We start from the raw sequence: 26,605 nt of genomic DNA on the forward strand, positions 1-26,605 counted from the left end.
GCTGTCAGAACACCTCCCCGAACGCGGTCAGCTTGTCGATGCCCTCCCGGCCGCGTTCGGTGGCGTAGTCGTAGAACTCGTACTGGAACGAGGCGGGGTCGACGTAGGCGGTGGGTCCCAACCACTTCGAATACACCGCGACCTTCGCCTCGGGGGTGCGCAGCACGTAGATGTGGGTGGGGGAGTTGTTCCAGTTGACCCCCTGCGGTGCGTGCTCGTTGGTGGCGAGGACGACGTGGTCGCGACCGGCCGCGGCGTTGCTCCGCAGCAACGGCAGGAGGTCGACGCGTTCGGCATAGGTGGCGAACAGGTCCCCGGACATCCAGTTCCGGTCGCCGTGACCGAGCGTCGCGAGCAGCGGCACCACGTCGACGCTCGACGTGAGCTGGCCGCGCGGGGTGTCGGTGTCGCCGGTGAATCGCCCGGTCGGGTCGGCGACGATCAGCGGGATGTGGAACGCCTCGTCGTAGGCGGTGGACAGTTTGCCTGCGACGAAGCCGTGCGCCCCGGCGTATTCGCCGTGATCGGACGTCATGACGAAGACGGTGTTCGCCGCGACGTCTTCCGGCAGCGAGTTGATCACCGTGCCGATGTGGTGATCGACCATCGACAGCACGTTGGTGTAACTGTCCAGGGCCCGCTCCCAGTACGTGTACGGGGCGAACGCGATGTGTCGGTCGGGATCGGTGCCCTGACCGTAGGGCTGGAGGTAGTAGTTCGACAGATTCTGGATGTCGTCGGTGACGCCGCCCCACACCAGGGCCTGGAACTCCCGGGCGAACACCTGGGTGCTCGGCTTCGACTGCAGCGCCTTCTCGGGTTCCCAGTTGGGCGGCACGGACGGATAACCCAGCCGCGGAGGGTCGCTCTCGGCGGTGGTCACCGACCAGGCCCGGGCGGGGCTCAGCGGGGGAACGTTGTTCGCGTACAGCGACTGATACCGTTCCGCTTCCGTTCCGGCCCAGAAGAACTGCTGGTCGTGGGGATTGACGAAGCTCGCCGTGAGGCAGAACGGGCCGTCCCCGGGCTTCCGCGTCGACAACCACGCCGCGGCCTGGTCGGCGATGTGCCCGTCGAATTCGAATCCCTCACCGTTCATTCCGATGATGTCGGGCATGGTCAGTCCGTCGAACCCGTACTCCTCGAGGTAGCCGGGGGCGAGCCCGGAGTCCTCGTCGGGGGACGGCGACAGATGCCACTTCCCGACGTACGGCGTGACGTAGCCCGCCTGCCGCAGCAGTTTGCCGTACGTCGGAAAGTCTCTTCCCATCGCGGGCGACGGGACGGGGGAGGCCCGATTGCCGGTCCGCGTCTGCAGCATCCAGTTCTGCAGCGGATAGAGACCGGTGACGAAACACGCACGGCCGGGGCTGCATGCCACCCCGGCCGTGTAGTGCTGCGTGAATTTCACCCCGGGCGCCCACAGCCTGTAGAGGTTGGGCATGAACCGCTGCAGGAACTGGTCGGCAGTGGTAATTCCCGCCGGAAAGACCTGGGGAAACCGCATCTCGTCGACGACGATGAACACGATGTTGGGCTGCACGTAAGTGCTGGGCTGACGGTGCAGCGGCTTCTCCGAGGCGTCCGCCCGACGGTCGAAGAGGCCCGACATCACAGTCACCCCGCCGGCGACCGCCGCACCCGAGAGAAACGTTCTCCTGTCGATCCGATGGCCGGCCTTCTCGTCGCTCATGGCGGTTCCTCCGGTCGAAGGGCTGGGATCGTCTCCCTGTCTGTACCCACTTTCGAACGAAGTAGTGATGTGTCGCCGGAAATGTCGACCGTGATTGGATACACCCGTGAATGCCGTAGTCCCGACCCCGCCCGATCCGTTCTTCACCGTCGGCACCCGACTCGACGGGCAGCTGGGCCGCACCGGAACAATTCACACCCCGCACGGCGACATCGCGACGCCGTCGTTCGTGGCCGTCGGCACCAAGGCCACCGTCAAGGCGGTGCTGCCGGAGAGCATGAAGGAGCTGGGCGCGCAGTCGCTGCTCGCCAACGCGTACCACCTGTATCTGCAGCCCGGGCCGGACATCGTCGACGAGGCCGGCGGTCTGGGCAAGTTCATGAACTGGGACGGCCCGACGTTCACCGACAGCGGCGGATTCCAGGTCATGTCGCTGGGCGTCGGGTTCAAGAAGGTCCTCGCGATGGAAGCCGTCGGGGTGCGCTCCGACGACGTCATCGCGAAGGGCAAGGAACGCCTCGCGACCGTCGACGACGACGGTGTCACGTTCAAATCGCACCTGGACGGATCGCGGCACCGGTTCACCCCCGAGGTGTCGATGCAGATCCAGCACCAGCTCGGCGCCGACATCATGTTCGCGTTCGACGAGCTCACCACACTGCTGAACACCCGCGGATACCAGGAGCAGTCGGTGGAGCGGACGCAGGCGTGGGCGGTGCGCTGCATCGCCGAGCACGAGAAGTTGACCGCCGAGCGTTCCCATCGCCCGTACCAGGCGCTGTTCGGGGTCGTCCAGGGCGCGCAGTACGAGGACCTGCGGAAGCAGGCGTGCCGGGGGCTGGAGTCGATCACGGGGGAGAGTGGCCGCGGTTTCGACGGGTACGGCATCGGCGGGGCGCTCGAGAAGCAGAACCTGGGCACCATCGTCCGGTGGTGCAACGAGGAGCTTCCCGAGCACAAGCCGCGGCACATGCTCGGCATCAGCGAGCCGGATGACTTCTTCGTGGCTATCGAGAACGGCGCCGACACGTTCGACTGCGTGAATCCGTCGCGGGTCGCGCGCAACGCCGCGATCTACCACCCGGACGGCCGGTTCAACATCAACACCAGCCGCTTCCGTCGTGACTTCACGCCCATCGACGAGAACTGCGATTGCTACACCTGCGCGAATTACACCAGCGCCTACATTCACCATTTGTTCAAGGCGAAGGAAATGCTGGCGTCCACGCTGTGCACCATCCACAACGAACGCTTCACCGTCCGGTTGGTCGATCAGATCCGCGCCAGCATCGAAGGCGGCTACTTCGACGAGTTCAAGGCCGACACCCTGGGTCGCTTCTACCGCACGTGAGTGGGAAAGCGTCCTCGGGCACACTTTCCCACTCACGTGGGGGTCAGAGCTGGTAGGTGGGTTCGCGCTTCTTCACGTAGGCGATGACGCGGTACGTGATCGGCATGACCAGTACCTCGACGAGGGTCTTCCACAGGAAGCCGACGATCACGTAGTTGACGAAATCGCTCCACGTGCTGATGCCGATCGCGCCTGCGGCGATGGAGCAGAAGATCAGGGTGTCGGCGAACTCACCGACGATGGTGGAACCGATGAGCCGCGCCCACAGGTGCTTCTCCTTGGTGCGCTCCTTGATCAGGACCAGCGTCACCGAGTTCAGCATCTGCCCGACGAGGTAACCGGCCAGCCCGGCGAGCAGCAGACGCGGGTAGACGCCGACGACGGACCGCAGCGCTTCCTGGTTCTCGTAGAAGTCGGCGGACGGCAGCTCGATGAGGAGCCAGAAGCAGAACGCGGCCAGGATCAGGGCGCCGAAGCCCAGGTAGATAGCGCGACGGGTCGACTTGAACCCGTACACCTCGCTGAGGACGTCGCCGAGAATGTAGGCCAGCGGGAACAGGAAGAAGCCGCCGTCGGTGATGACGGGCAGGATCTGCAGCGGTCCGATGGTCAGCGACGAATCGGCGAAGAATGCGACGCCCTTCGTCGCGCAGATATTCGAGATCAGCAGCGTCGCGGTGAAAAGGGCGACGAACGTGGGGTAGTACCCCCGGCTGACGTGCGCGAACGTCGCGTGGTCGTCTGGTTTGGTCTGCTGATCTGAGGCTGTCACGCCGCAATCCAAGCACCTGCACGGGGAAGGGCGCGAATCAGGAACGGGTGAACGTACCTTTTGTCCGATCTGACGCGACGAAAGGTACGTTCACCCGCACGGTAGGGAGTGGTTCGGACTAGCCCTGGACGACGCGCGTGCCGCCGGCCAGTTCGTCGTGCTTGCCCTGCTTGGTGGGGCTGCCGTTGATGGTCACCCCGATGATGATCGCGGCGACGACGCCGAGCAGTCCGAACAGGAACCCGAGGAGCGGGAACCCGCCGAGCGCGGACAGGACGTAGAAACCGTTCCTGGTCAGCGACTGCTGCTGGGTGGGGAGTCCGCCGTTCGGGCCCTCGACCCGCAGGCCCAGAATCTGCTTGCCCAGGGTCTGCCCCCTCGTCGTTTCGAGGAAGACGAAATAGCCGACGGCGGCGGCCGCGGTGAGGATCGCGCCGAGGACGCTGCCCAGGAAGTTGCCCAGCACCAGCGCGAGGACGGTGCTGACCACGGCCATCGGGATGCCGACGATCAGGCCGTCGATCACCCGTGCGCCCAGGCGGGGAAGAAGTTCACCGGGGCGGAACGGGTCGAACCCGAAATCCGGCTGCGCGAACGGCTGGGTGCCGAATTGCTGCGCCGAATCGAACTGCGGCGGTGCGCCGAACTGCTGTCCGTGCTGCTGCCGGCCCGCCCCGTTGTAGTGCGGTTGCCCGTACTGCTGCCCGCCGAACGGCTGTTGTCCCTGGCCTGGATCGAATCCACCGGTAGTCATGTGTTCCCCCTCGAATCTCGAGTCCTGAATGTCTCGGATGACGCCTGAGCACCTTACGCAAGGGGTGGGAGTGACTCGAGTGACGGGAGTAGCAAAACGGGTGAGCGTACTTCCGTCCTCGTTGGACAGGAAGCACACTCACCCGTGGGGAGCGGTCGGTCAGGCCGCGACGTAACGGCCGGTGAGCACGCGGTACGCGTAGGTCGACGCGATGATCGTGATCGGGATCGAGACGAGAAGTCCGACGCCGCAGAGGATTGCACCGACGATGTTGATGCCGACGAGGGCCAGGGCCAGCAGCAGCACCGGGCCGACGTTCTGCGAGATCACGCGGAAGCTCGACTTGATGCCGGTGATGGCGTCCTCGTTCTGATCGATGACGAACTGCAGCGTCCACCAGGTCAGGAAGATCACGATGAGACCCGGGATGATGAGCAGGACGAAACCGATGGTGGCGGCCACACCGATGATCACGCTGGCGATGATGATCGCCCCGACATTGGTGAACTGGAAGAACGAACCGAACGCCGGCTTGTTCCCGTCCACTTCGTGCAGGGCGCCCCGCACCAGAGCCGCATTGATCAGGTAGCCGACGATGGTCGTGACGATCGTGCCGATGATGCGCCACACCGAGAACGCCGCGCTCATGTCGGACGACGTGCTGAAGCCGCCGAAGACGAGGTTCAGCACGACCTGGATGATGGCGGCGATCAGCAGGATGCCGATCCAGATGAGCGCGTTGTCCTTGAACTTGTTCCAGCCGTAGCCGATCGCGTCGCCCACGGAGAACTGCCCCGGTGTCTGCCCGGGCGTGCCGTAATCCGACATCGGCGGGGGTGGCGGATATCCGCCGGGCGGCGGTCCCTGGGGCGGCGGCGGGTAATTGCCCTGCGGCGGCGGGTAATTTCCGCCGGGCGGCGGCGGGTAATTACCGGGGGGCGGTGGATAGTTTCCGCCGGGCGGAGGCGGGTAGTTTCCGCCGGGCGGCGGTGGCGGATATCCGCCGGGCGGCGGTCCCTGCGGCGGCGGCGGGTAATTCCCCGGGGGCGGCGGATAACCACCGGGCGGCGGTGGAGGATTGCCCTGCGGGGGGTATCCGCCCTGGTCACCACCTTCAGGTTTGTCGTTAGGGTCGTGTCCACCAGTCGTCATGTGATCCCCTCAGCAAGAGTTGAATGCTCGCGCGTGACAGTGCGAATAAACACTACGTGGACAATCCTTTACTCGCCTCCCTTTGGTCTGCTTCTTCTCCTGCGGTTTTGATGCTTTACGCTGGTTATCGTGACTAATTCTGGGGGATCGGACGATTCGAATCCGTACAACGGGCAAACACCACCCACTTACGGTGAGGTTCCCGGCTTGCCGCGCGACGGATACGGGGTCGACGAATCCGGTTATCCCACCTATTCGGCGCCCACCGAGAAGTACCCCGACTATCAGCAGCCGGGCGCGTACGGGACTTCTCCGAATCCGTATGCCGCGCCCAATCAGAATCAGTACGGCGGCGACCAGTACGGGGCTCCGAACCAGCAGTACGGGACGCCCAACCCGTATGCCGCCCCGAATCAGTACAGCGCCCCCAACCAGTACGGCGGCGCACCCAATCAGTACGGGGCTTCGGGCCGATACGGCGGTCCCGCCCCGCTGTACGGCCCACCGAACCCGTACGGCGCGCCCTACCAGCGGGCGCTGGGGACGAACGGTCTCGCGATCGCGTCGCTGATCACGTCGATCGTCGGCGGATGCTTCTACGGCCTCGGCTCCATCGTCGGCATCATCCTCGGCATCATTGCGCTGGGCCAGATCAAGCAGTCCGGGCAGGAGGGCCGGGGACTCGCGATCGCCGGAATCGCCATCGGCGGTGCCTACGTCGTCGGCTGGATCCTGTTCTTCCTGATCATGGTGATTGCGGCGGCGTCGGGAGCCTGACCACCCACGGTTCGCGGTGCAGGCGGGCGGGGTCGAACCGGTCGAGGAGTGTCCCGAGATCCACGACCTCACCCGGTTCCGCGAGCCGGAGTGACGTCGCCAGCACCCCGAGGACGTCGCTCGGGGTGCGTCCCAACGCTTTCTGGTCGGCGAGGGTGACGGCGCCGTCGCGTTTCGCAAGCCGGTTGCCGTCCTCGTTGAGCGCGAGGGCCACGTGCGCGTAGGTGGGGGCGGTCAACCCGAGCAGCCCCGCGAGGTAGGCCTGGCGGGGCGCGGACGAGAGCAGGTCGTCGCCGCGCACCACCTGATCGATTCCCTGGGCGGCGTCGTCGACGACCACCGCGAGGTTGTAGGCGGGTGTTCCGTCGCCGCGCCGCAGCACGAGGTCGTCCACCATGCCGGAATAACTGCCGTGCAGGATGTCGTCGATGGTGAACGACGTGACGCCGGCGCGCAGACGCAGCGCGGGTGGTCGTCCGCCGGCGAGCCGGTCTGCGCGTTCGTCCGGTGTCAGGTTGCGGCAGGTCCCCGGGTACGCGCCCTGCGGCGCGTGCGGCGCCGACGCGGCTTTCAGGATTTCTCTTCTCGTGCAGAAGCACTCGTACGTGAGGCCGGCGGCGTGGAGCTCGGCGATGGCGGCGTCGTACCGCGACAGTCGGTGCGACTGCGACACGACATCGCCGTCCCAGTCGAGGCCGAGTTCCGCGAGGTCGGCCAGTTGCCGGTCCCGGGCGCCCTCGCGGACGCGGTCGAGGTCTTCGACGCGCAGGAGGAACTTCCGGCCGGTGGACCGGGCGAACAGCCACGCCAGCACGGCGGTCCGCAGGTTGCCGAGGTGCAGGTCGCCGGACGGGCTGGGCGCGAACCGTCCCGCGCCCTCAGCCCGAGGTGACAGCGGTTCACTCTGACGAGACGGGTGTGACATCGGCCGAGGGGTCAGCTGGCGAGTTCGATCGACGACGACACGACGTCGGCACCCTGCAGAATCATGCCGATCTGGGTGTCGAGGGCGTGCTCGAGGTACTCGGGCGGGTACAGCGCCGGACTGCCGATCGCATCGAGGGCGAGGCCGTCGACGGTGGCGAGGAGAAGCGCCGCACGGGTTTCCGCCTCCGGGGTGCCGATCCCGATGAGCACGGCGGACAGTCCGGTGCGGATGGTGAACAGGGTCTTGCGCCGGATCTCGGCGAGCGACGGGGAGGTGGCGGCCCGGACGGCGAATGCCGCCATGACGTGCGCCTCCCGCGACCGCGCCTCGTCGAGCGGCAGTAACTGGGACATCGCGGCGAACAGGGCCCGGGCGGGATCCCCGCCGCGGTCGACCTCCGACAGTCGGGTGAGTAGTTTGTCGACGAGGGTTCGCAGGGCGAACGCGAACATCTCGTCCTTCGTGGAGAAGTGGTGCTGCACGGCTCCGATGGACACCCCCGCCCTCTTGGCGACCTCGCGCACGCTGGCGCCCTCGAGACCCGACTCGGCCGCGACGTCGAACAAGGCTGCGGCCAGGCGTTCGGGGCTGGTGGACGAGTATCGGCGTTCGCGCATGCCTCGAACATTACTGACGTATTGAATCAATACCTGCGTCAGGTGCGCGTGTTGCCGCGAGTGGCGGGTGTGACTTCGGCTATCGGCGGACGTACGTCAGGAAGATCATCCCGCTCTCGAAGGCACGGCTCGCGGCCAGCCGGAACCGCTGAGGGCCGAGTTCGCCGTCGAACAGCGGAATGCCGGTGCCGATCGCCACGGGGTTGAGCTTGATCCGGAGCTCGTCGATCTCGGGTTGCACCGCGGCGGCGAGCTTGCCGCCGCCGCACAGCCAGATGTCCTTGCCGTCCTCCCGCTTGAGTTCGCGCACCTTCTCGATCGGGTCGCCCGAGACGATCTCGACGTCCGGGTCGGGCGACTCGGTGATCGTGGTCGAGAAGACGTACTGCCGCAGATGCGCGTATGGGCTGGTCACGCCGAGGTCGAGGCCGGGCTGGTAACTGGCACGGCCCATGAGCAGTGTGTCGAAATGTTTGTTGGGGGCATCGATTCCCAGCGGTGCCCGCATGTGGGTGGGGACCGTCTCGGGGTACTCGGCGATCATCACGGGCATGTGATCGCCCTCGATCTCGAAGATGGTGCCGGTGGGGTCCGAGCCGTCGGCGCCGGCGATGAATCCGTCGATGGTGGCGGCGGCGTAGTAGACGAGCTTTCGCATGTGAGTCCTCCCGTGGTCGGTAACTACTCCATTTGTAGTACTATGACTGCAGTGGTTCCAAGTCCTTTTGTCGAGGAGTGTCGATGGCGCAGAATCCGGAACGACGTGCGGCTCTCGTGAACGCCGCGATCGAAGTGCTTGCGCGCGAGGGTGCGCGCGGCCTCACCTTCCGCGCCGTCGACGTCGAGGCGAACGTCCCCAAGGGGACCGCGTCCAACTACTTCGCCAGCCGCGACGACCTGTTCGACCAGGTCGGTAAGCGGATTCACGAACGCATGGGCCCCGACCCCTCGGTGATCGAAGAAAGCGGGCGCAAGCCGCAGAATCTCGCGCTCGCCATCGAGTACATGCAGGGCCTGTTCGGCAGGATCACCCGCGACCGCACCGGCTATCTCGCGTTGCAGGAATTGCGACTCGAAGCGGTCCGGCGTCCCGAGCTGCGGACCACGCTGACGCGCACGATCTCCGAGAACCTGGAGCGCGACATCGGGTTTCACCTCGACTCGGGACTGCCCGGTGATCGCAGCACCGTGCTGATGCTCTACCTCGCGATGAATGCGCTCATCGTCGAGCACCTGACGCTGCCCGGTGTGCTCGAGGGGATCGACACGGAGCGGCTCGTCGCCGATCTCGTGACACGTGCCGTCGCTACGCCGGACGCCTGAGCGCGTAGTCGTCCACGTACTCCTGGCCCGACAGCGTCATGAGGGCGTGCATCAACTCGTCCGTCGCGGCCCGGACGACGTGCCGGTTGTCGCGTAGCTCGGAGAATCGGGAGAAGTCGAGTGGTTCGCCGACGGTCACTGACACCGTGCCGAATCGCCACATCCTCGATCCGACGGGGTTGACCTGCCGTGTGCCGTGCATGGCGACGGGCACGACCGGGGCGCCCGTCGCGAGCGCGACCCGGGCGATTCCGGTCTTGCCCTTGTGGAGTCGACCGTCGGGCGACCGGGTGCCCTCGGGGTAGATTCCCCAGACCTTGCCGTCGTCCAGGATCTTCTCCGCGGTGTTCAGTGCGGATTCCGCCGCGGAGGCCCCGGATCGGTCGATCGGCACCTGGCCGGCCGCGGTGAAGAACCAGTGTTTCGCGCGGCCCTTCGCGCCGCCCTCGGTGAAGTACTCGCTCTTGGCCACGAACGTGATGCGCCTGCGCACCATCAGGACGAGGAAGAACGAGTCGACGACGGTGAGGTGATTGCTCGCCAGGATCACCGGGCCCGACACCGGGATGTGGTGCGCGCCGTCGATCGTGGGCCGCCCGAAGATCCGCAGCACCGGTCCGATCAGCACGTACTTGAAGATCCAGTACCACACGGTGAACTCCTGACTCGGGTGCCAAAGTGGAGTAGACATTGTCTACTCCCGTCATGATAGACACTGTCTACATGAGTGGAGAAGTGCAACCCCTGCGCGTGCGGCTGATCGACTGCGGGCGCGAATTGCTGGACGACGGCGGCATCGACGCCGTCGGGCTGCGCGCCGTCGCCCGGCACGCGGGTGTCTCGCACGGCGCGCCGCGGCGGTACTTTCCCACCCACAAGGCGCTGCTCGCCGCGATCGCCGCGTCAGGATTCGCCGAGCTGTCCGAAGAACTCCGGTCGGCGATCGTGTCCGAGGCGGACCCCCTCGCACGCGTGCGGCGGACGGCACGGCAGTACCTCTCCTTCGCCGACGCCCACCGCACCCTGTTCGAATTGATGTTCCGGCACGACCTGCTCGAGGGTTCGGGAGAGGACCTGCGGCACCACTCGAAACCCCTGTTCGACACGGTCGTCGCACTCGTCGCGGACGCAGGCGCCGAGACCCCGCACATGGTCGCGTTGAACCTGTGGACCCAGCTGCACGGGGTGGCGACCCTCCGCGTCACCCGCAGCATCGAGGTGATTGCCGGCGACTTCGACGTGGAGGCGTTCGTCGCGCAGCTGATCGACCTCCATCTCAGGGCGTAGGCAGGACGGCGCGGGGCAGGTCGGCCCGCAGTTCCACATCGGTGACGAAGTCCCCGTCACCGGGCTGGTAGCGCCGCTGCGGATCGAAGTCCTCCACCCGGAAGCTGTCCAGCGTGGGGGAGTGCGTCGTGACGGCGAGGGTTCCGCCGTCGAGATCGAACTGAAGGAGTCGCTGGAACCCGGTCTCGCGGCGGCTGTCCACCGTGAAGTACTGGTAGTCGGCGAGCAACTCCACGACCTTCCGGTCCGTGTCGCCCACCTTCCGGTCGGTGACCGTCGTCTGCCCGTCGACGTGTCCCGCGAGGACCAGGAAGACCGTCTCGAAGGGAACGACGAGCCGGTTCCAGATCTGCTGTCCCGCACTGCTACCGATGTCGCCGAACCCGCTCATCCGCAGCGAGCCGTCCTCGTCCAGGTAGTAGTGGCTGCCGACCACCACGTTGCGGTCCGGGTGGTCGGCGAGCACGCCCTCGGCCCACTGCAGCACGTGTTCGGGTGGGTTGTAGCCGATGTAGAGCATCAGGAATTTCGCGCCGGCGATGTCGAGCAGGTCGTAGTGCGCCGAATTGTCCGTGTCCGTGACGGATTCGCCCCAGTACGGCTGGTCGCGGTACCGCCACGGCCCGAAGAACTCGTTGTAGAGGGAGTGGTTCTTCTCGTGCTCGCCGGGAATGAGCCGTCCGCCGACGTTCCACAGGTTGTCGTGGTTGCCGGGCAGGACACCGTAGGGAATGCCGGCCTCTTCGAGCGTCGCCATCGCCTTGTCCGCCACCTCGAACTCGGGCCGGGCGCGGGACTCGGGTGCTCCCGGACGAATCCAACTCTGGACGAGGTCGCCGGTGTGCATGGAATAGGCGATCTTGCGTTCGGCGGCGTTCTCGGCGGTCCAGCGGGTCATGTCGAAGTACACCTCCGGCCGGTCCCGGGACACGTACTGGGTGTCGCTGATGTGCTGCAGCGCGAAGTCGTACGCGTTCGGGTCGGCGAACTGCTGATCGGCTGTCGCGTTGGCCTCGCGGAAACTCCGATCCCGTCGAGGGCCGTCGATGACGAGGATCTGAGCGGAGTCCTCGCCCTCGATCCGGGTGGTCAGGGTGACCGGGCCGCCCGGTTCGGACGGCTGCGCCGTCGCGACCGGCTCACCCCAGCTCTGCCCCTCCTCGTCCCACACGTGCATTGCGAGGTCGTCGAGATTCATCGAACGCCCGTGCCAGGTCACGTCCGTGCCGGCGGACTCGGGGCCGAACCGGACCTCGTACCGCATGTACGGGTACTCGTCGAAGCGGTGGCTGGTGGCCGACCTACCGTTCGACTCCTCACCCGGAACCCGCTGTGAGGGAGCGGCGTCGCCGGTGATCCCGGCGAACATGACCGCGGACGCGAGGGGCGCCGAGGTGACGAGGCCACGCGCCGGCAGACCGGACGCGCCCCGCGGTTCGGGATCGGCCACCGCGATCACGTCACCGCCCAGCAGCGCCGCGGCCAGTGACACCGCCGTCAGCGCGGCAATCCTGCCCGGCACGCTCATGACCCGAGGTTACAAGCGCGACCGGGCAGGCGCTCGGGTCAGGCCTTGCGGCCGAGGAAGGCCAGGACCCTGGTCTGCTCGTCGGCGTCCGTCGGGACGTCCACGGCGGGGCCGCACACCCCGGCCGTGCGGATGCTTTCGCCCATCTGCTCGGCCACGCCGCCCACCCAGGTCAGGTCGCCTGCGGGGATGGTCTCGTCGAGGCCGGTGGCCCGGGCCAGGTCCCAGCCGTGGACCACCAGGTCGAAGCAGTAGAAGCTGTCGATGGTCTTGCCGAGGTCGGTGCGGCCGAAGTGCCCGTCGTACTCGCGGCTCACGAGAGCCGGGTCGTTCAGGATCTCCTGCATGCCATCGCGCGTGGCCGCCCACGCGGCCACCGGGTCGTCGTCGACGGACGGCGGCTCCGGCAGTTCCAGATCGACGACGGTGACGATGTAGCGCTGCGTGTCGATCACGTGCCGCACGACGTCGCGGGCCGTCCAGCCGTCACACGGGGACGCGTCGTCCCAGCGTGCGGCGGGCACGGATTCGACACGCTTCGTGAACTTCGCGGCGAGGTCGCGGTAGTGGGCTGCGGGGGTTTCGGTTGTCGAGGTCATGCTGCCGATTCTTCTCCCGTCCGGCGTCCGAGGGCTTGAACATTTCCGACATCGACGACAGATTCTGTTCCGTGCCAGTCGGGGGCCTCACTGGTGAGGAGGTCGGACGGGGTGAGCGAGGAGATCCGCCGGCATTCGCGCGACAGGTGCGCCTGGTCGCTGTAGCCGGCGGTGGCGGCGAGTTCGGCGAGTCCGGTCCGTGTCCCCGACTGCGCCAGCGCCATGAACCGTTGCAGCCGCAGGATTCCGCGGAGGGTCGCGGGCCCGTATCCGAACGCGTCGTTGCATCGCCGCTGCAGTTGCCGCTCGGTGACCGAGGCGGCGTCGGCGAGCGCGCCCACGTTCCACGAATGCCGGGCGAGCGCCTTCCGGACGGTGCCGATCAGAGGGTCGGCTTCCGGTCCGCGGTTTCGCCACGCGCGCACGGCGTTCTCGAACAGGGCGATGCGTTCCGCGTAGCCGGGAGCGTTGTCGAGCCGGTCGGTCAGTTTCCGTTCCCACGTGGATCCGAGCACGTCCCCGAGACCGACCCGGATGTTGCGGACCTCGGCGGCCGACGTCCGCAGCAGATGCGAGGCGGCACCGGGGCGGAAACGGACGCCGACGGATTCGGTGCCCGGCGGCAGCGCGAAAGACCAGGCCCTGGTTTCGGGACCGCACACGCGGATTCCCGCACCCGGGATCCACAGGATGTCCATGCACGCGTCCGGCACCAGCAGATGCTCGCCCTGTGTCCGCGCGGACCACCCGCACACCAGGGTGCCGGAGAGGTCGGGCGACGGTGCGGTCGGCGTGTACCAGCCCATGCACAGGAGCCTAATCACGGATACCGACACGTGCGGGCCGGTCACATCGCCCGAAGTGCCCGCACCGGCACGCAACTCGAGGTGAACTGTATGCACGGGTCCGCAGAGGTTCCCCGGAGGCCCGCCACTTCGCCGTCACAGAGAACGAGGACTCCATGAGACGAACATGGGCGCTGGCAGCGATCGCCGCCGTCAGCCTGACCTTCTCGAGTTGCGCCTACGACAGCACCGATTCCGGCGACACGGGCGGCAACGCCCCGGTGTCTCCGACGCCGACGTCCCCGCCCGCCGCGCCCGGCACACCCGTCCTGAAGATGGGACCGACGACGCTCGGCGAGGTGATGGTCGACGACGGTGGCATGACGGTCTACGTGTACGACAACGACGAGGTCGGCTCCGGCGCCAGTTCGTGCCGGGACACGTGCCTGCAGTCGTGGCCGCCGGTCACCTCCGTCACCGAGAACCCGACCGTGCAGGGGTTGCAGGAAGTCGTCATCGACACCATCCCGGCCGCGGACGGCACCCATCAGCTGACCGTGAACGGCCGCCCCCTGTACCGCTACAAGGACGACAACGAACCCGGGGATGCATTCGGGCAGGCGGTCGGCAGCGTGTGGTGGACCCTCGACTCCGCAGGCAACCCGGTCACGACAACTGCGGGCGGCGAGTAGCGCGGTCGATCCTCAGGTGGACGGTGACGGTCAGCGCTGCCGACAGGACGGCAGCGAACCACAGGGCGTCCAGCCCGATCCAGTGGTGCGCGAGGGCGCCCGCCACCGCGCCCACCACCAGGCCGGCCCACAGTGCGAAATGTCGTAGCCACGCCCACCGCGGCCCACCGAACAGTGCCCCGGCCAGTCGATGTCCCATCTTCACGAGCGCGCCCGTCATGTAGGTGAGACCGATGGTCACCTCGCCGTCGCGCTGGAAGAAGGAGTTCTCGGCGCCCATCGCGAGCAGCATCGCGCCGACGGCTACCGTGCTCGCCCCGACGGTCGCGGCCACCGCGCCCGCGATGAGCAGTCCCGACACGACCGCGAGCACCGTCGTCCGGACGGGCAGGCGCCGTCGCTCGGACAGGTGCACGACCACGGCACCCAGGGCGCAGCCGAGGACGAACATGCCGATCACCGCGGCAGCAGTCGCCGCGTGCGCCCACTCGGCGTCCGCGAACCCGACACTGAACCGGGTGAGATTGCCGCTCATGAACGCGACGAAGAACCCGCCGAGCGTGATGAATCCCAGCGCGTCGACGTAGCCGGCCAGCGTGGACAGCACCACCGCCAGCGCGAGCGTCCGCTTGCTGTCGTCGATCGGCACACCCACATCAAACACCGCAGCCGACGACAGTGGCCCCCGATCCGGAGATCGGGGGCCACTGTGGCGTAGGTCAGGCGATCACGACGCCTGGCTCAGGACGTCCCGAGGGCGGGTGCCAGCGTGTTGGCCCAGGACTCGTGCAAGCGGTCCTGCCAGTAGTTCCACGTGTGGAGACCGTCGTCGGTGATATGGGTCTGCAGCTTGGCGCCTGCGCGCTGCACCGCGGGCACGAAAACCTTGCTGCTCAGACCGGAGGCCGTCTCGAGGGGGACTGTCTGCGAGAACTTCACCGGGTCGAACGAGGCGCTGTCCGGGTCGACGGTCGGATCGCTCGCCGTCGAGCCTGCGCCGGACGAAATGTAGACGGACTTGCCGCGCAGCGCGCCGACGTTGAGCAGCGGGTCGTTGCGAAGCCACGCAGCCGACGGCCAGAAGCCCCACATGTTCAGCGCGTTGCCGCCCATCTGGGCGACCGAGACCTGGATGCCCTGCGCGAAGCCGGGCGAGCTGGCCGTCGGGTATCCGCTGTAGGACGCGACCGCCTTGTAGAAGTCGGGGCGGTGCGTGGCGAGGTTCAACGCGGAGGTGCCGCTCATCGACAGACCCGCGACCGCGTTGTTCACCCCGTCGCTGCCGAATTGGGAAGCCATCACCGGGGGCAGCTCATTGGTCAGGAACGTCTCCCACTTGACGCGGCCGAGCTTCGGGTCGTCGCGCTGCCAGTCGGAGTAGAAGGTGCCGCCGCCGCCGAACGGGATGACCACGTTGACGTGCTTGCCGGCGAAGAAACTCTCCACGTCGGTCTCGATCAGCCAGCCGTTGTTGTCGTCCGGTGCCCGCAGACCGTCGAGCAGGTACAGGGTCGGCGCGGGACCACCGCCCGCGGCCTTGAGCACCTTGACGGGAATGTCCTTGTCCATCGACGGTGAATACACAGAGATCAGGGCCGAGTCGGCGTGGGCGACGCCGGTTCCGGCCAATACGGACACGAGGCCCGATGCCAACACTGCGACCAAGCCCACGATCAGTGCGCGGGTGCGACGAATCGCCATACGAATGTCCTTTTATCTCGAATCGACACACAGCACAGCGAACGCTGCACCGCAAACGATAACAGGAAGATAACGGGTTGCGCCTGCTGTGGCCAGGACTTTCGGATCCGGCAGCCGGTCGGTCGTCGCTCGGAGACAGAGAAAAGAAACCCCTGCGAACCGCTTCTCAGCAGTTCACAGGGGTTCCTGTGGCGGAGGATAGGGGATTTGAACCCCTGAGGGCGTTAACCCAACCCGCGTTCCAGGCGAGCGCCATAGGCCACTAGGCGAATCCTCCGTGGAGGAGCATACCCAACGACGGCGGCTCACCGTTAAACGACCAGGTAGCAGCGTGTTCTAGGCCCACTTCAGCTGGGTGAGGGCGTGCTCGGCGAGGGGGACGGACCGGTCGCAGGACGTGTCCGGGTTCGCGGTGGCGTCGAGACCGAATTTCGTCTCGATCGACAGGGTGCCCGCATCGGTCGTGACCTCGAGGATGCACTGGTATTTGCTCTCGGCGAGCGCGCGCCCCTCGAGTCCGCCGACGGCGATCGTGCGCAGCGGGTCGACCGGTTCCGGCGCGCTCGTCGTGGTGATCGTCACGGTGTTCAGCGCCTCGGGCTTACCCCACGTGCAGGCGCGACGTTCGGGACTGTCGGTGGCGGTGCCCTCGCCGGCGCCTGCCGTGAGAAGCGGTGCGAGCGTCGCATCGTCCGCGAGCGTGCACGGCTCGGCCGCGTCCCAGCTCACCGCGTCCGACGTGGCTGCGTCGTCGCTGCCTCCGCCGCATGCCGACAGTGCTGCCACGACGGCGGCGAGTGTCACCGCGTGTGCTGTCCTTCTGAGTTTCATCCCGATCCTTTGCCGACGGTGGCCGAATGCGGGGGCGACGGTAACACTGGCCGTGGTCAGAGGTGCGGCGTCGGGCGCGGGCCGGGGTGGATCCCGACCACGGCTCGGGGCCGTCTACACTCTGTGGTGGATCCCGCGCGGCGCGCATCCTGTGAACTCCCCCAGGGCCGGAAGGCAGCAAGGGTCAACGGGCTCTGCCGGGTGCGCGGGGTCCCCTATCTTTCGCATACCCGACCCACGACGTCGGTGAGAGGCCGCTCCTGATGACCAACCAGACCCAGATCGGGTTGATGAGCCATGAGGAACTACTTTCGGAGCACGAGCGCCAGACTGCGAGTTACGCGCAGCTGAAGACGGAGAAGCTCACGCTCGACCTCACTCGCGGCAAGCCCTCGCCCGAGCAGCTGGATCTGTCGGCGGCGCTGCTGACACTGCCCGGCGACGGCGACTTTCGCGACGGCAACGGCACCGACACCCGCAACTACGGCGGGCTCACCGGACTGCCGGAGCTGCGCGCCATCTTCGGTGAACTGCTCGGCATCCCCGTCGAGAACCTGCTCGCCGGCAACAACGCCAGCCTCGAGATCATGCACGACAATGTCGTGTTCGCCCTGCTGCACGGCACCCCCGACTCCCTGCGCCCGTGGTCGCAGGAGGAGAAGGTCAAGTTCCTGTGCCCGGCGCCCGGTTACGACCGGCACTTCGGGATCACCGAGACGTACGGCATCGAGATGATCCCGGTGCCGATGCGCCCGGACGGCCCCGATGTCGGCGTCATCACCGAGCTGGTGGCGAACGATCCGCAGATCAAGGGTCTGTGGGCCGTCCCCAACTACTCCAACCCCACGGGCGCGGTGTACTCGGAAGAGGTCACGCGGACGCTGGCGTCGATGCCGACCGCCGCCCCCGACTTCCGGCTGTTCTGGGACAACGCCTACGCCGTCCACCCGCTCGTCGGCGAGACGGCACCGTCGCTGGACATCCTCGGGATGGCCGCGGAGGCGGGTAACCCCAACCGGCCGCTCGTCTTCGCGTCGACGTCGAAGATCACGTTCGCCGGTGCGGGCGTCAGCTTCTTCGGTTCCTCGACCGCGAACCTGGCCTGGTACCAGAAGTACCTCGGCAAGAAGAGCATCGGTCCCGACAAGCTGAACCAGCTCCGGCACCTGCGGTTCTTCGGTGACGCCGACGGCGTGCGCGCCCACATGGAGAAGCACCGCGAGATCCTGGCGCCGAAGTTCGCGCTCGTCCTGAAGATCCTCGAGGACCGTCTGGGGGCGTCGAAGGTGGCGTCGTGGACGGAGCCGAAGGGCGGATACTTCATCAGCCTGGACGTCGTCGAGGGCACCGCGAAGCGCGTCATCGCCCTGGCGAAGGACGCGGGAATCGCGCTCACTGCCGCCGGATCGGCGTTCCCGTACGGCGTCGACCCCGAGGACAAGAACATCCGGCTCGCGCCGAGCTTCCCCTCGATGGAGGATCTGGACAAGTCGATGAACGGTGTCGCGACGTGCGTGCTGCTCGCGGCCACCGAATCACGCCTGGACCTGCCGAAGTCCTAGCAGACGACTTCCGGCCGCTCACCCTTGCCGGGTGAGCGGCCGGACGTGTCTCTACATCCTGGCGTAGCGCGCCATCACGAAGCTGTACAGCCCGTACGCGGCGATGCCCAGTCCGGCGAGGACCAGGAGGAACTGCCCGAACGGCGCCGAGCCCAGGGTCTTCACCGCGCCGTCGAGGCCGGTGGCCTTGGACGGGTCGGCGTTGACGACCGCCACGATCACCAGCACGCCCGCGCCCGCGATGACGAGGCCCTTGGCCACGTAGCCGACCACTCCGAGGGGCTCGACGAGCTTCGACGGGGTGCCCTTCAGGTCGTCGAGGAAGTTCTTCGACGCCCCCTTGTAGATGTGGTAGCCGCCGATCGCGATGGCGACGAGACCCACCACCACGAGAAGAATCTTGCCTCCCCCGGACTCCATGAGGCGTGCACTCATTCCGGCGTTCTGCTGACCGCTCGATTTCCCACCGCCGCTCGCGAACTGGTATGCCGAGAAGGCGAACGCGAAGTAGACGACGGCGAGGCCGAACGCCTTCGCGCGGTCCAGCAGGGACGTGTCGTCGCCGTCGCCCCCGGATTTCTCGGTGACGTGGGGGCCGAGGACGGTCTCGGCGAGCCGCCACAGCGCCATCGCGATGAACGCGACCATCGCCACCCACAGCACGAACCGGCCACCGGGTTTGGCGGCCAGGGCGCCGAGGGCCCCGGACTGATCGGCGTTGCCGCCGGTGCCGAACGCCAGCTGAATGATGATGTACGCGATCAGCAGGTGGACGAAACCGCTCATCACGTGGCCGGCGCGCGCGACCCGTTCGAAAGTGTTGCTGTCGGTTGCCCTGTCGACGGCGCGGCTCATCCCGTTGGCTCGATTCGTTTCGTTCTGGGCCATCGGGTGTCCTTCGGGTTGTGCGAACGGACCGGAGTCCCTGTGACGTAGAGATACCCGATATGGGCCGCGCCGACACGGGATGAGCATTATCGCACTGTGTTCGTGACCCGGTCGATCAGGTTGGACGCGCTGTAGTAGTCGAGGCGGAAGCTGTCCTTCCCGAGCCCGATCACCTGCTTCTTCTCCACGGACGGCGTCTCCCGCAGCGTCGGATCGGCGAGGAACCTGTCGGCGTCCGCTGCTTCACCGCTCACGATGAACATGGTGTTGCCGGGCACCGCTCGCGGCAGGTTCTCCTGCCCGGCCGGCACGACGTCCTTGCGGCCGGCCATGATGCCCTTGTCGGCGGCGGTGAGGTCGGACGGCAGCTCGGCAAGCGAGAACCCGAGGCGTTCCAGCAGGATGCCCTGCGCCGATTCGGCGGTGAAGATTCGCGACTCCTCCGGCGAGTTGTACGCGAGCACATTCACCGGGTTCGCCGCAGCGACCTTGTCGCCCAGCGCCGACTTGGCGTCGTCGAGCTGCTGGTCGAACTTCGCGACGAGGGCGTCGGCCTGTGCCTCGGTCCCGATGGCCGCGGCGATCTGTCCGCTGAGGTCCTGCCACGACTTGTCGTCGTATCGCAGCACCACGACGGGCGCGATCTGCCTCAACGTGTCCACCTGATCGAGCGCCGAGTCGCCGTCGGTGGCGGACACGAAGATGAGGTCCGGATCGGAGGCGGTGATCTTCTCGACGTTGGGTTCTCCCTGGTACAGCGTGTCGACGCCGCGCTCGGCGGCGATGTCCGCCCACTGCGTGAACAGACCGTTCTCGTCGGTCACGTCGCTGGCTCTCTGCGCGCCGGTGCCGATCAGGGGAGCGTCGAGGGCGAGCAGTGAGCCGGTGAGGGTGACACTGGTGGACACGATCCGCTCGGGCTGCTGTTCGAGCGTGATGCTGCCGGTCTCATCGGTGACGGTGCGCGGCCAGCTCTGGTCGCGTTACCTTACATTCGAATGGGAAGTGGATGCTGCAACGAGTGCCGGGACCCGAGCGTCGCGTCGTACGCGTACGGTCGATCGACGATCTGACACGTGACGGCGTCCCCGCATTCTGGGACCGTCTCGCCGCCGCGGGCAGTCCCCTGATCGAGCCGGACGGGGCAGGCCCCGGCTGTGTGATCGCGACGTTCTGCTGGCGGGATCCGGACGGCGAGGAGCGCACGTCGCGCACGCGGCACGTCTACCTCGACGTCAACGGAATCACCGACCGCTCCCGCCTGGAACAGGCCGCGCTGTCGCGGCTACCCGGCACCGACCTCTGGTCCCTGTCGATCGAGGTCCCCGAGAAGTGTCGCGGCGCTTACCGTTTCATCCACCGCACGGAACCAGCGACGGTTCCCGGCGACACCCCGGGCTGGCAGTGGTGGCGGAGCGTGCTCGCCGACGCGCAGTCCGACCCGTTCAACCCGCTGCCGACGCGGGTGGTGCAGATCGGCGACAGCTCCGAGGCGGTGATGCCGGCGGCGCCCGCGCAGCTCTGGTGGACGGACCGGCCGGGCCGCGGCGTGCTCCACGAGACGACGTTCACGCTGTCGGGCACGCGCCGGTCGGTGTGGGTCCACGAACCGCCCGGACTCACCGCCCGGAACCGTCCGGTCGTGGTGGTGCTGGACGGCCGGACGTGGGCGGCCGACCTGCCGATCGCGGGCTCCGTCGACGCCCTCGCACGTACGGGGCACCGGGTTCCGCTCGTCGTGATGGTCGACAGTCCCGCAGGTGTTCGGGCGCGCTGTCAGCCTGTCCGGATCGTTCTGGTGGCCCGGCTCGGGGCCGGGAGTCCCGTTCCAGCGCCGCGTCCGCGTCGCGGCCCCATCGAACAGCCGGTTCAGCGTGGAGGTCGGGACACTCGAATGGATGCTCGTCGAACCCAACCGCGAGGTGCGCGACCTCTTGGTCGGCACCGGCCACGACGTGCGGTACCGCGAGTTCTGCGGGGGCCACGACGTCCTGCACTGGCGCGACGGTCTGATCGCCGGCGTGGCCTCGATGCTGGAGCGTACCGACCGGTAATGCAGTGATGTGGATAACTCTGTGAATAGACCGCGCGCCGAGGTGAAGGGCGCACCCGCCCGATCGTGGGATGGCAGGATCAGAGCATGGCACGCACGCTGAATCTGGTAGGGGATCCGGACGCCGACGCACTTCTGGCGAGTGATCCGCTGGCGTTGCTCATCGGGATGTTGCTCGATCAGCAGGTTCCGATGGAGACGGCGTTCGCGGGTCCGAAGAAGCTGGACGACCGGATCGGCGGCCTCGAGGTGCACCGCATCGCGGAGATGGATCCGGAAGAGTTCGCGGCCGTCTGCGCACAGACTCCGGCGGTCCACCGGTTTCCCGGATCGATGGCCACCCGCATCCAGTCGCTGTGCGCATTCCTCGTCGAGAACTACGACGGCAGCGTCGAGGCGTTGTGGACCAGCGGCGATCCCGACGGCAAAGAGGTCCTGAAACGGCTGAAGGCGCTGCCGGGTTACGGCGATCAGAAGGCGCGCATCTTCCTGGCACTGCTCGGCAAACAGATCGGTGTGGAGCCGAAGGGCTGGCGGGAGGCCGCAGGCGACTACGGCACCGAGGGATCCCGGCGGTCGATCGCGGACGTCGTGGACGACAAGAGCCTCCACGAGGTCCGCGACTTCAAGAAGGCCGCGAAGGCCGAGGCGAAGAAGGCTGCGGCAGCGAAGAAGAAGTAGCCGCCGCTACTCGGGATCGGACGGCTTCTGCTTTCGCTCGGCGTCCAGGTGCCGCCGGCGTTCGGCCTCGTGCATCCACGGGAAGACGCTGTTGCCCTGTCCGCCGCCGCCCGGACCGTGCCCGAGCACACCGTGTTCGTACGCCGATTCGGCGTGCAACGCGAGGTCGATGCCGGACGACTCGTCCTCCGCGCTCACCCGGAACCCGAAGATTCGGTCGATCAGTTTGCCCAGCGCGTACGTGACACCGAACGCGTACAGGGCGACGACCACCACGGCAAGCAACTGCTTGCCGAGTTGCGCGAACCCGCCCCCGTAGAAGAGGCCTTCCGGTCCGTCGGTCATGACCTCGGTGGCCAGCAGTCCGATCAGGAGGGTGCCGACGATGCCACCCATCAGGTGGACACCCACGACGTCGAGCGAGTCGTCGTACCCGAGGCGGAACTTCCAGCCGACGGCGAACGAGCAGACCACACCGGCGACGGCGCCGACGACCAGCGCCCCGACCATGCTGACGGTGCCGCAGGACGGGGTGATCGCGACCAGACCCGCGACGACGCCGGACGCCGCACCGAACGTGGTGGGGTGGCCGTCCCGCTTCTGCTCGACGAGGAGCCAGCCGAGCAGGCCGGTGCACCCGGCGACGAGGGTGTTGAGGAAGATCGCGGCGGCCGTGCCGTCGGCGGCCAGCGCCGAACCGGCGTTGAAACCGAACCAGCCGAACCAGAGCAGGCCGACGCCCAGCAGCACCAGCGGAAGGTTGTGGGGGCGCATCGACTCGGACCGGAAACCGAGGCGCGGGCCCAGGACCAGCGCCAGCGCCAGGCCCGACGCGCCGGACACGATCTCGACGACCAGTCCGCCCGCGTAGTCGAGGGCGCCGAACTGCGCGATCCAGCCCTGCGGGTTCCACACCCAGTGCGCGACGGGTGCGTAGACGACGAGGGCCCAGACGGGCACGAAGATCATCCAGGCCGAGAACTTGGCCCGGTCGGCGATCGCGCCGCTGATCAGCGCGGCGGTGATGATCGCGAACGTCAGCTGGAACGTGGCGAACAGGATCTCGGGGACCTGCCCGTGGACGGTGGTCGGGTCGATGCCCACCATCCCCAGGTGCTCCAGCCCGCCGATCAGCCCGCCGCCGATGTCGTCGCCGAAGATGAGGGAGTATCCGGCCACCAGCCACGCAACCGTGACCAGGGCGATCGACACGAAGCTCATCATGATCATGTTCAGTACGCCGGTGGAACGGACCATCCCGCCGTAGAACAGGGCGAGGCCCGGCGTCATCAGAAGGACCAGCGCGGTACTGATCAGAAGCCAGGCGGTTGCTCCGGCGTCGATTGCAGGCACGACATTCTCCTCACACGCCGGGACGAAACCCGGCGCGGAAAGTCACGATGACCGCGAGCGGTTTCGACTGTGCTGCCGCTGCGTTGCGAACGTGTTACACAATGCGGTCAGGTTCGGACTTTTGCTTGTGAGTAGCGCCCCGAGCGGGTGCTGAGCGGGCGCTTCGACCACCCGGCCCGGACTGTCGGGGACCGCCGGTAGTCTTTCCGCGTGGCCCTGTACCGGAAGTACCGACCCGCATCCTTCGCCGAGGTGGTGGGGCAGGAGCACGTCACCGAACCACTGAGCACCGCTCTCGACGCCGGACGGATCAACCACGCGTATCTGTTCTCCGGTCCCCGCGGCTGTGGCAAGACGTCGTCTGCCCGCATCCTGGCCCGATCGCTGAACTGCGTCGAGGGTCCGACCTCGACGCCGTGCGGCCAGTGCCCCTCGTGCGTGGCGCTCGGCCCCGGCGGATCGGGCAACCTCGACGTCACCGAACTCGACGCGGCCAGCCACGGTGGCGTCGACGACACCCGTGAGCTGCGTGACCGCGCGTTCTACGCGCCCGCCGAGTCGCGGTACCGGGTGTTCATCGTGGACGAGGCCCACATGGTCACCACGGCCGGTTTCAACGCGCTCCTCAAGATCGTCGAGGAGCCGCCGGAGCACCTCATCTTCATCTTCGCCACCACCGAACCCGAGAAGGTGCTGCCGACCATTCGTTCGCGCACCCATCACTACCCGTTCCGGTTGCTCGCGCCGGCGACGATGCGCGGGTTGCTGGAGAAGATCTGCCACCAGGAGAGTGTGCCGGTCGCCGACCCGGTGTATCCGCTGGTCATCCGCGCGGGTGGCGGTTCGCCGCGTGACTCGCTGAGCATCCTCGATCAGCTGCTCGCCGGAGCCGGCGACGAGGGCGTCACCTACCCGCGCGCGCTCGCGCTGCTCGGCGTCACCGACGTCGCGCTCATCGACGACGCCGTGGACGCGCTCGCCACCGGTGACGGCGCAGCGCTGTTCGGGACGGTCGACCGGGTCATGGACGCAGGCCACGATCCGCGCCGGTTCGCCGTCGACCTGCTCGAGCGCCTGCGCGACCTCATCCTGATGCAGGCGGTGCCCGACGCCGCCGAACGTGGCCTGGTCGACGCGCCCGGCGACGTGCTCGAGCACATGCGCGCCCAGGTCCAGCGGATCGGTCCCGCCACGCTCACCCGCTACGCCGAGGTGATGCACGCCGGCCTCGGTGAGATGCGCGGCGCCACCGCCCCCCGCCTGCTGCTCGAAGTGATGTGCGCCCGGATGCTGCTGCCCTCGGCGTCCGATGCGGAGTCCGCGGTGCTGCAGCGACTCGAACGCGTCGAACGCGGACTTCCGCCCGCCGGGTCGGCGCCGGCCGTCGACGCGGCCGAGCGGCCCATGGCGGCTCCTGCGCGCGCGCCGCAAACGCCTGCCGAGCCGGAACCGGAACCGAAATTCCAGCGACCGTCCATGCGCCAGGCCGCGGCAGCCACCGTGCCCTCGCCGCCCGAGCCGGAACCCGAACCCATGCCGCGGCCGGTTCCGGAACCCGCGCCGACACCCGTTCCCGAACCGGAGCCGCAGTCCGAGCCGACGCCTGTCCCCGAACCGACGCCCGCGCCCGAACCGGCCCCTGTTCCCGCACCCGAGCCCGAGCCGGCCCCCGCGCCGGCGCCCGCTCCCATCCCGGAACCCGAACCGACTCCTGTGCCGGATCCTGCGCCGGAACCGACTCCTGCACCGGAGCCGGAGCCGCCGCTCGCCCCCGAAGTGGATGCGGAGCCCGCCGCATCGGCCGGGCCGGATGCTGCCGCGCTGCGCGAGTCCTGGAACTCGCTGCGCGAGAAGGTGAGTCAGCGGAACAAGATTCTGCCCGCCATGTTGTCGGCCGCGACGGTGCACGACGTTCAGGGCAACCGCCTGATCCTGGCGCACCCCGTCCCCAACCTGGGCGCTCGCATCGCGTCACCGCACAACGCCCAGGTGATCACCGAGGTGCTCACCGAGATGTTCGGCGGCACCTGGGAAGTGGAGTACCAGGCCGGTGCTCCGACGGCGCCGCCCCCACCGGTCACGAAGGCCGCTGCAGCGCCGACGAAGCCGGCAGGCGCACCGCGATTCTCCCGGCCCAGCCAGGAGAAGACTGCGCAGCGTCCGCCGCAGCAGCCGTCCGACACGCAGCGCTCCACCTCGGGTCCGGGTGCGGGCCAGGCACGTCCGTCGTCCGAGCCGGACGACGACATTCCGCCGCCGGAGGCGCCCGACTACCCGGACGATCCCGGGCCGATCGACTACGAGGCTTCGGCGACGACGCCGCCCGTCTCCACACCCGAGGACGAGGAAGAGATGTTCGCGGAGGCGGCGGAACCCGCCGACCCCGCGACCCGCCGCGACCCGGAAGACGTGGCGTTCGAACTGCTCAAGGACATGCTCGGGGCCAAGAAGCTCGAGGGCTGACCCGACGGGGCAGTCGTCGCCGGTCCCGAAACGTCGGGACATCCGCCCCTGGTGCCCGGGACGCCGGGTGGCCGATTCTCGTCCCATGAGCACAGTGAATGTTCCAGACGGCGTGCAGAACGAGGTCCCGGCGGCCGGGCGGCCGCGAGCTGGCCGGTGGTGGGCCTACGTCGGGGTCCTCGCCGGCGTGGCCGGAATCGTCGGCATCCAGGCGAGCATGTCGATCGACGCGGTCTACGCGGAGGCGTCGGCCGGTGACCCGGTCGCCATCATAAACGGCCTCGCCGGACAGCGCACCGGGATCCTCGTCATGCACGTGTCGATCATGACCGCGGCGCTGCTGATCCTCGTGTTCGCCGCCGGGCTGTCCCAGCGGCTGCGAGCCGCATTGCCCGCCGAGAGCATCCTGCCGTCGGTCGCGGCGTTCGGTCTGGTCCTGACGTCGGCGGCGTGCCTGCTGGGGACCGGCCTGACCACCGAGCTGGTGTTCGGTCTCGGTGACACCGAACAGCTGGTGCCGGAGTTCGCGGTGGTCGGCGGCCACTGGATGGGCACCATCCCGTGGCTGTGGGCGGGCGCGGGTGTCAGCGCGCTGGCGGTGGCCGTCGCACTGCTGCGCGGACAGGCGGGCCCACGGTGGATCGGCTGGGTCAGCCTGGTCCTGGGCCTGGTGACGGCCGTCATCGGCGTCTCGCCGCTGCAGTACCTCGCCGGGTTCACCGGACCGCTGTGGGTGCTGGTGAGCGCGATCGGTTTCGCTTTCGCCGACACCGTGCGTGAGTAGGGGCGATACTCGTTCGCATCATGGTGAAGCA

The 26,605-nt window shown here is 67.8% G+C and carries 26 protein-coding genes, 1 tRNA gene, 1 other RNA gene and 1 pseudogene; 11 read left to right on the forward strand and 18 right to left on the reverse strand.

Features of this window, described 5'->3' with window-relative positions:
* Positions 1 to 4: 4 nt before the first annotated feature.
* Complete coding sequence (locus FND50_RS03090; RefSeq protein ID WP_144284719.1) at positions 5 to 1,693, reverse strand: sulfatase-like hydrolase/transferase; 1,689 nt, start codon at positions 1,691 to 1,693, stop codon at positions 5 to 7.
* A gap of 106 nt (positions 1,694 to 1,799) precedes the next feature.
* On the opposite strand from FND50_RS03090, the gene tgt reads away from it, so the two are divergent.
* On the forward strand, positions 1,800 to 3,044 hold the full coding sequence (tgt, locus tag FND50_RS03095; RefSeq protein ID WP_144284720.1) for a tRNA guanosine(34) transglycosylase Tgt: 1,245 nt from the start codon (positions 1,800 to 1,802) through the stop codon (positions 3,042 to 3,044).
* Between the two features lie 43 nt (positions 3,045 to 3,087).
* Here the strand turns inward: tgt and FND50_RS03100 are convergent, their stop codons facing one another.
* From FND50_RS03100 to FND50_RS03110, 3 genes are all read right to left on the reverse strand, one after another.
* A complete protein-coding gene (locus FND50_RS03100; RefSeq protein ID WP_005248717.1) occupies positions 3,088 to 3,816 on the reverse strand; it encodes a queuosine precursor transporter in 729 nt (242 codons plus the stop codon).
* Between the two features lie 118 nt (positions 3,817 to 3,934).
* Entirely contained in the window at positions 3,935 to 4,570 is a 636-nt protein-coding gene (locus FND50_RS03105; protein WP_144284721.1) for an RDD family protein, read from the reverse strand.
* 159 nt (positions 4,571 to 4,729) lie between these two features.
* Entirely contained in the window at positions 4,730 to 5,398 is a 669-nt protein-coding gene (locus FND50_RS03110) for a hypothetical protein (RefSeq protein ID WP_005253341.1), read from the reverse strand.
* A gap of 531 nt (positions 5,399 to 5,929) precedes the next feature.
* On the opposite strand from FND50_RS03110, the gene FND50_RS03115 reads away from it, so the two are divergent.
* Positions 5,930 to 6,499: a DUF4190 domain-containing protein gene (locus tag FND50_RS03115; RefSeq protein ID WP_144288962.1), complete on the forward strand. Its 570-nt coding sequence runs from the start codon at positions 5,930 to 5,932 to the stop codon at positions 6,497 to 6,499.
* On the opposite strand, the gene gluQRS is transcribed toward FND50_RS03115, so the two are convergent.
* The 3 genes from gluQRS to FND50_RS03130 form a co-directional block, all read right to left on the reverse strand.
* Positions 6,468 to 7,424 carry a tRNA glutamyl-Q(34) synthetase GluQRS gene (gluQRS, locus tag FND50_RS03120; RefSeq protein WP_037239554.1) on the reverse strand — a complete coding sequence of 319 codons (957 nt, stop codon included), beginning with the start codon at positions 7,422 to 7,424 and terminating at the stop codon, positions 6,468 to 6,470. The two genes, FND50_RS03115 and gluQRS, sit on opposite strands and share 32 nt — an antisense overlap.
* An 11-nt stretch (positions 7,425 to 7,435) precedes the next feature.
* Positions 7,436 to 8,044, reverse strand: a complete 609-nt coding sequence (locus FND50_RS03125) for a TetR/AcrR family transcriptional regulator (RefSeq protein WP_144284722.1) — start codon at positions 8,042 to 8,044, stop codon at positions 7,436 to 7,438.
* A 79-nt stretch (positions 8,045 to 8,123) separates the two neighbouring features.
* Positions 8,124 to 8,702 (reverse strand): dihydrofolate reductase family protein, encoded by a 579-nt coding sequence (locus tag FND50_RS03130; protein WP_037239559.1) that lies wholly within the window; start codon positions 8,700 to 8,702, stop codon positions 8,124 to 8,126.
* An 83-nt stretch (positions 8,703 to 8,785) separates the two neighbouring features.
* Here FND50_RS03130 and FND50_RS03135 point away from each other — a divergent pair, with 83 nt between their 5' ends.
* Positions 8,786 to 9,367, forward strand: a complete 582-nt coding sequence (locus tag FND50_RS03135; RefSeq protein WP_144284723.1) for a TetR/AcrR family transcriptional regulator — start codon at positions 8,786 to 8,788, stop codon at positions 9,365 to 9,367.
* Here FND50_RS03135 and FND50_RS03140 read toward each other — a convergent pair.
* On the reverse strand, positions 9,351 to 10,019 hold the full coding sequence (locus tag FND50_RS03140; RefSeq protein WP_144288963.1) for a 1-acyl-sn-glycerol-3-phosphate acyltransferase: 669 nt from the start codon (positions 10,017 to 10,019) through the stop codon (positions 9,351 to 9,353). The two genes, FND50_RS03135 and FND50_RS03140, sit on opposite strands and share 17 nt — an antisense overlap.
* A 53-nt stretch (positions 10,020 to 10,072) precedes the next feature.
* On the opposite strand from FND50_RS03140, the gene FND50_RS03145 reads away from it, so the two are divergent.
* Positions 10,073 to 10,654 carry a TetR/AcrR family transcriptional regulator gene (locus tag FND50_RS03145; RefSeq protein ID WP_144284724.1) on the forward strand — a complete coding sequence of 194 codons (582 nt, stop codon included), beginning with the start codon at positions 10,073 to 10,075 and terminating at the stop codon, positions 10,652 to 10,654.
* On the opposite strand, the gene FND50_RS03150 is transcribed toward FND50_RS03145, so the two are convergent.
* The 3 genes from FND50_RS03150 to FND50_RS03160 are packed head-to-tail and all read right to left on the reverse strand — an operon-like array spanning position 10,644 to position 13,587.
* A complete protein-coding gene (locus FND50_RS03150; protein WP_144284725.1) occupies positions 10,644 to 12,182 on the reverse strand; it encodes a metallophosphoesterase in 1,539 nt (512 codons plus the stop codon). The genes FND50_RS03145 and FND50_RS03150 overlap by 11 nt on opposite strands.
* Before the next feature lie 38 nt (positions 12,183 to 12,220).
* Positions 12,221 to 12,781 (reverse strand): TIGR03086 family metal-binding protein, encoded by a 561-nt coding sequence (locus FND50_RS03155; protein WP_144284726.1) that lies wholly within the window; start codon positions 12,779 to 12,781, stop codon positions 12,221 to 12,223.
* Positions 12,778 to 13,587 (reverse strand): helix-turn-helix domain-containing protein, encoded by an 810-nt coding sequence (locus tag FND50_RS03160; RefSeq protein WP_144284727.1) that lies wholly within the window; start codon positions 13,585 to 13,587, stop codon positions 12,778 to 12,780. Before FND50_RS03160 ends, FND50_RS03155 begins: the two co-directional genes overlap by 4 nt.
* 155 nt (positions 13,588 to 13,742) lie before the next feature.
* On the opposite strand from FND50_RS03160, the gene FND50_RS03165 reads away from it, so the two are divergent.
* Positions 13,743 to 14,258 (forward strand): hypothetical protein, encoded by a 516-nt coding sequence (locus tag FND50_RS03165; protein ID WP_144284728.1) that lies wholly within the window; start codon positions 13,743 to 13,745, stop codon positions 14,256 to 14,258.
* On the opposite strand, the gene FND50_RS03170 is transcribed toward FND50_RS03165, so the two are convergent.
* The 4 genes from FND50_RS03170 to FND50_RS03185 form a co-directional block, all read right to left on the reverse strand.
* Entirely contained in the window at positions 14,233 to 14,913 is a 681-nt protein-coding gene (locus FND50_RS03170; RefSeq protein ID WP_144284729.1) for a YoaK family protein, read from the reverse strand. The genes FND50_RS03165 and FND50_RS03170 overlap by 26 nt on opposite strands.
* An 86-nt stretch (positions 14,914 to 14,999) precedes the next feature.
* Positions 15,000 to 15,959: an alpha/beta hydrolase family protein gene (locus FND50_RS03175; protein WP_005253354.1), complete on the reverse strand. Its 960-nt coding sequence runs from the start codon at positions 15,957 to 15,959 to the stop codon at positions 15,000 to 15,002.
* Positions 15,960 to 16,148: 189 nt separating this feature from the next.
* Positions 16,149 to 16,236, reverse strand: a tRNA-Ser gene (locus FND50_RS03180).
* Positions 16,237 to 16,295: 59 nt separating this feature from the next.
* Positions 16,296 to 16,790: a DUF3558 family protein gene (locus tag FND50_RS03185; protein WP_144284730.1), complete on the reverse strand. Its 495-nt coding sequence runs from the start codon at positions 16,788 to 16,790 to the stop codon at positions 16,296 to 16,298.
* A 125-nt stretch (positions 16,791 to 16,915) separates the two neighbouring features.
* Between FND50_RS03185 and ffs the strand changes: the two genes are divergently transcribed.
* Positions 16,916 to 17,010, forward strand: an RNA gene (gene ffs / locus FND50_RS03190) — signal recognition particle sRNA small type.
* A gap of 43 nt (positions 17,011 to 17,053) precedes the next feature.
* Positions 17,054 to 18,352, forward strand: a complete 1,299-nt coding sequence (locus FND50_RS03195) for an aminotransferase class I/II-fold pyridoxal phosphate-dependent enzyme (protein ID WP_144284731.1) — start codon at positions 17,054 to 17,056, stop codon at positions 18,350 to 18,352.
* Positions 18,353 to 18,403: 51 nt separating this feature from the next.
* On the opposite strand, the gene FND50_RS03200 is transcribed toward FND50_RS03195, so the two are convergent.
* Positions 18,404 to 19,240, reverse strand: a complete 837-nt coding sequence (locus FND50_RS03200; RefSeq protein ID WP_007298415.1) for a DUF1206 domain-containing protein — start codon at positions 19,238 to 19,240, stop codon at positions 18,404 to 18,406.
* 86 nt (positions 19,241 to 19,326) lie between these two features.
* Entirely contained in the window at positions 19,327 to 20,178 is an 852-nt protein-coding gene (gene fepB / locus FND50_RS03205) for a Fe2+-enterobactin ABC transporter substrate-binding protein (RefSeq protein WP_260851019.1), read from the reverse strand.
* Positions 20,179 to 20,249: 71 nt separating this feature from the next.
* On the opposite strand from fepB, the pseudogene FND50_RS37710 reads away from it, so the two are divergent.
* Together FND50_RS37710 and FND50_RS03215 are read left to right on the forward strand one after the other, a co-directional pair.
* A pseudogene (locus FND50_RS37710) lies at positions 20,250 to 21,294 on the forward strand (enterochelin esterase domain-containing protein).
* 86 nt (positions 21,295 to 21,380) lie between these two features.
* Complete coding sequence (locus FND50_RS03215) at positions 21,381 to 21,974, forward strand: HhH-GPD-type base excision DNA repair protein (protein WP_043789991.1); 594 nt, start codon at positions 21,381 to 21,383, stop codon at positions 21,972 to 21,974.
* Between the two features lie 6 nt (positions 21,975 to 21,980).
* On the opposite strand, the gene FND50_RS03220 is transcribed toward FND50_RS03215, so the two are convergent.
* Entirely contained in the window at positions 21,981 to 23,327 is a 1,347-nt protein-coding gene (locus FND50_RS03220) for an ammonium transporter (protein WP_005566991.1), read from the reverse strand.
* 210 nt (positions 23,328 to 23,537) lie between these two features.
* On the opposite strand from FND50_RS03220, the gene FND50_RS03225 reads away from it, so the two are divergent.
* On the forward strand, positions 23,538 to 25,790 hold the full coding sequence (locus FND50_RS03225) for a DNA polymerase III subunit gamma and tau (protein WP_144284732.1): 2,253 nt from the start codon (positions 23,538 to 23,540) through the stop codon (positions 25,788 to 25,790).
* An 85-nt stretch (positions 25,791 to 25,875) separates the two neighbouring features.
* The gene (locus FND50_RS03230; RefSeq protein WP_186301226.1) at positions 25,876 to 26,574 is read left to right on the forward strand and encodes a hypothetical protein; all 699 of its coding nucleotides are present in this window, start codon (positions 25,876 to 25,878) and stop codon (positions 26,572 to 26,574) included.
* Positions 26,575 to 26,605: the final 31 nt, after the last annotated feature.

The sequence above is a fragment of the Rhodococcus sp. WB9 genome (assembly GCF_007558985.1).
Lineage (GTDB): Bacteria > Actinomycetota > Actinomycetes > Mycobacteriales > Mycobacteriaceae > Rhodococcus_F > Rhodococcus_F opacus.

What these genes read in the sequence shown, in the direction of transcription:
- FND50_RS03090 (WP_144284719.1), bottom strand. Translation starts at nt 1,693, where the DNA reads ATGAGCGACGAGAAGGCCGGCCATCGGATCGACAGGAGAACGTTTCTC.
- FND50_RS03105 (WP_144284721.1), bottom strand. Translation starts at nt 4,570, where the DNA reads ATGACTACCGGTGGATTCGATCCAGGCCAGGGACAACAGCCGTTCGGC.
- FND50_RS03110 (WP_005253341.1), bottom strand. Translation starts at nt 5,398, where the DNA reads ATGTCGGATTACGGCACGCCCGGGCAGACACCGGGGCAGTTCTCCGTG.
- gluQRS (WP_037239554.1), bottom strand. Translation starts at nt 7,424, where the DNA reads ATGTCACACCCGTCTCGTCAGAGTGAACCGCTGTCACCTCGGGCTGAG.
- FND50_RS03125 (WP_144284722.1), bottom strand. Translation starts at nt 8,044, where the DNA reads ATGCGCGAACGCCGATACTCGTCCACCAGCCCCGAACGCCTGGCCGCA.
- FND50_RS03130 (WP_037239559.1), bottom strand. Translation starts at nt 8,702, where the DNA reads ATGCGAAAGCTCGTCTACTACGCCGCCGCCACCATCGACGGATTCATC.
- FND50_RS03135 (WP_144284723.1), top strand. Translation starts at nt 8,786, where the DNA reads ATGGCGCAGAATCCGGAACGACGTGCGGCTCTCGTGAACGCCGCGATC.
- FND50_RS03145 (WP_144284724.1), top strand. Translation starts at nt 10,073, where the DNA reads ATGATAGACACTGTCTACATGAGTGGAGAAGTGCAACCCCTGCGCGTG.
- FND50_RS03150 (WP_144284725.1), bottom strand. Translation starts at nt 12,182, where the DNA reads ATGAGCGTGCCGGGCAGGATTGCCGCGCTGACGGCGGTGTCACTGGCC.
- FND50_RS03155 (WP_144284726.1), bottom strand. Translation starts at nt 12,781, where the DNA reads ATGACCTCGACAACCGAAACCCCCGCAGCCCACTACCGCGACCTCGCC.
- FND50_RS03160 (WP_144284727.1), bottom strand. Translation starts at nt 13,587, where the DNA reads ATGGGCTGGTACACGCCGACCGCACCGTCGCCCGACCTCTCCGGCACC.
- FND50_RS03165 (WP_144284728.1), top strand. Translation starts at nt 13,743, where the DNA reads ATGAGACGAACATGGGCGCTGGCAGCGATCGCCGCCGTCAGCCTGACC.
- FND50_RS03175 (WP_005253354.1), bottom strand. Translation starts at nt 15,959, where the DNA reads ATGGCGATTCGTCGCACCCGCGCACTGATCGTGGGCTTGGTCGCAGTG.
- FND50_RS03185 (WP_144284730.1), bottom strand. Translation starts at nt 16,790, where the DNA reads ATGAAACTCAGAAGGACAGCACACGCGGTGACACTCGCCGCCGTCGTG.
- FND50_RS03195 (WP_144284731.1), top strand. Translation starts at nt 17,054, where the DNA reads ATGACCAACCAGACCCAGATCGGGTTGATGAGCCATGAGGAACTACTT.
- FND50_RS03200 (WP_007298415.1), bottom strand. Translation starts at nt 19,240, where the DNA reads ATGGCCCAGAACGAAACGAATCGAGCCAACGGGATGAGCCGCGCCGTC.
- FND50_RS03215 (WP_043789991.1), top strand. Translation starts at nt 21,381, where the DNA reads ATGGCACGCACGCTGAATCTGGTAGGGGATCCGGACGCCGACGCACTT.
- FND50_RS03230 (WP_186301226.1), top strand. Translation starts at nt 25,876, where the DNA reads ATGAGCACAGTGAATGTTCCAGACGGCGTGCAGAACGAGGTCCCGGCG.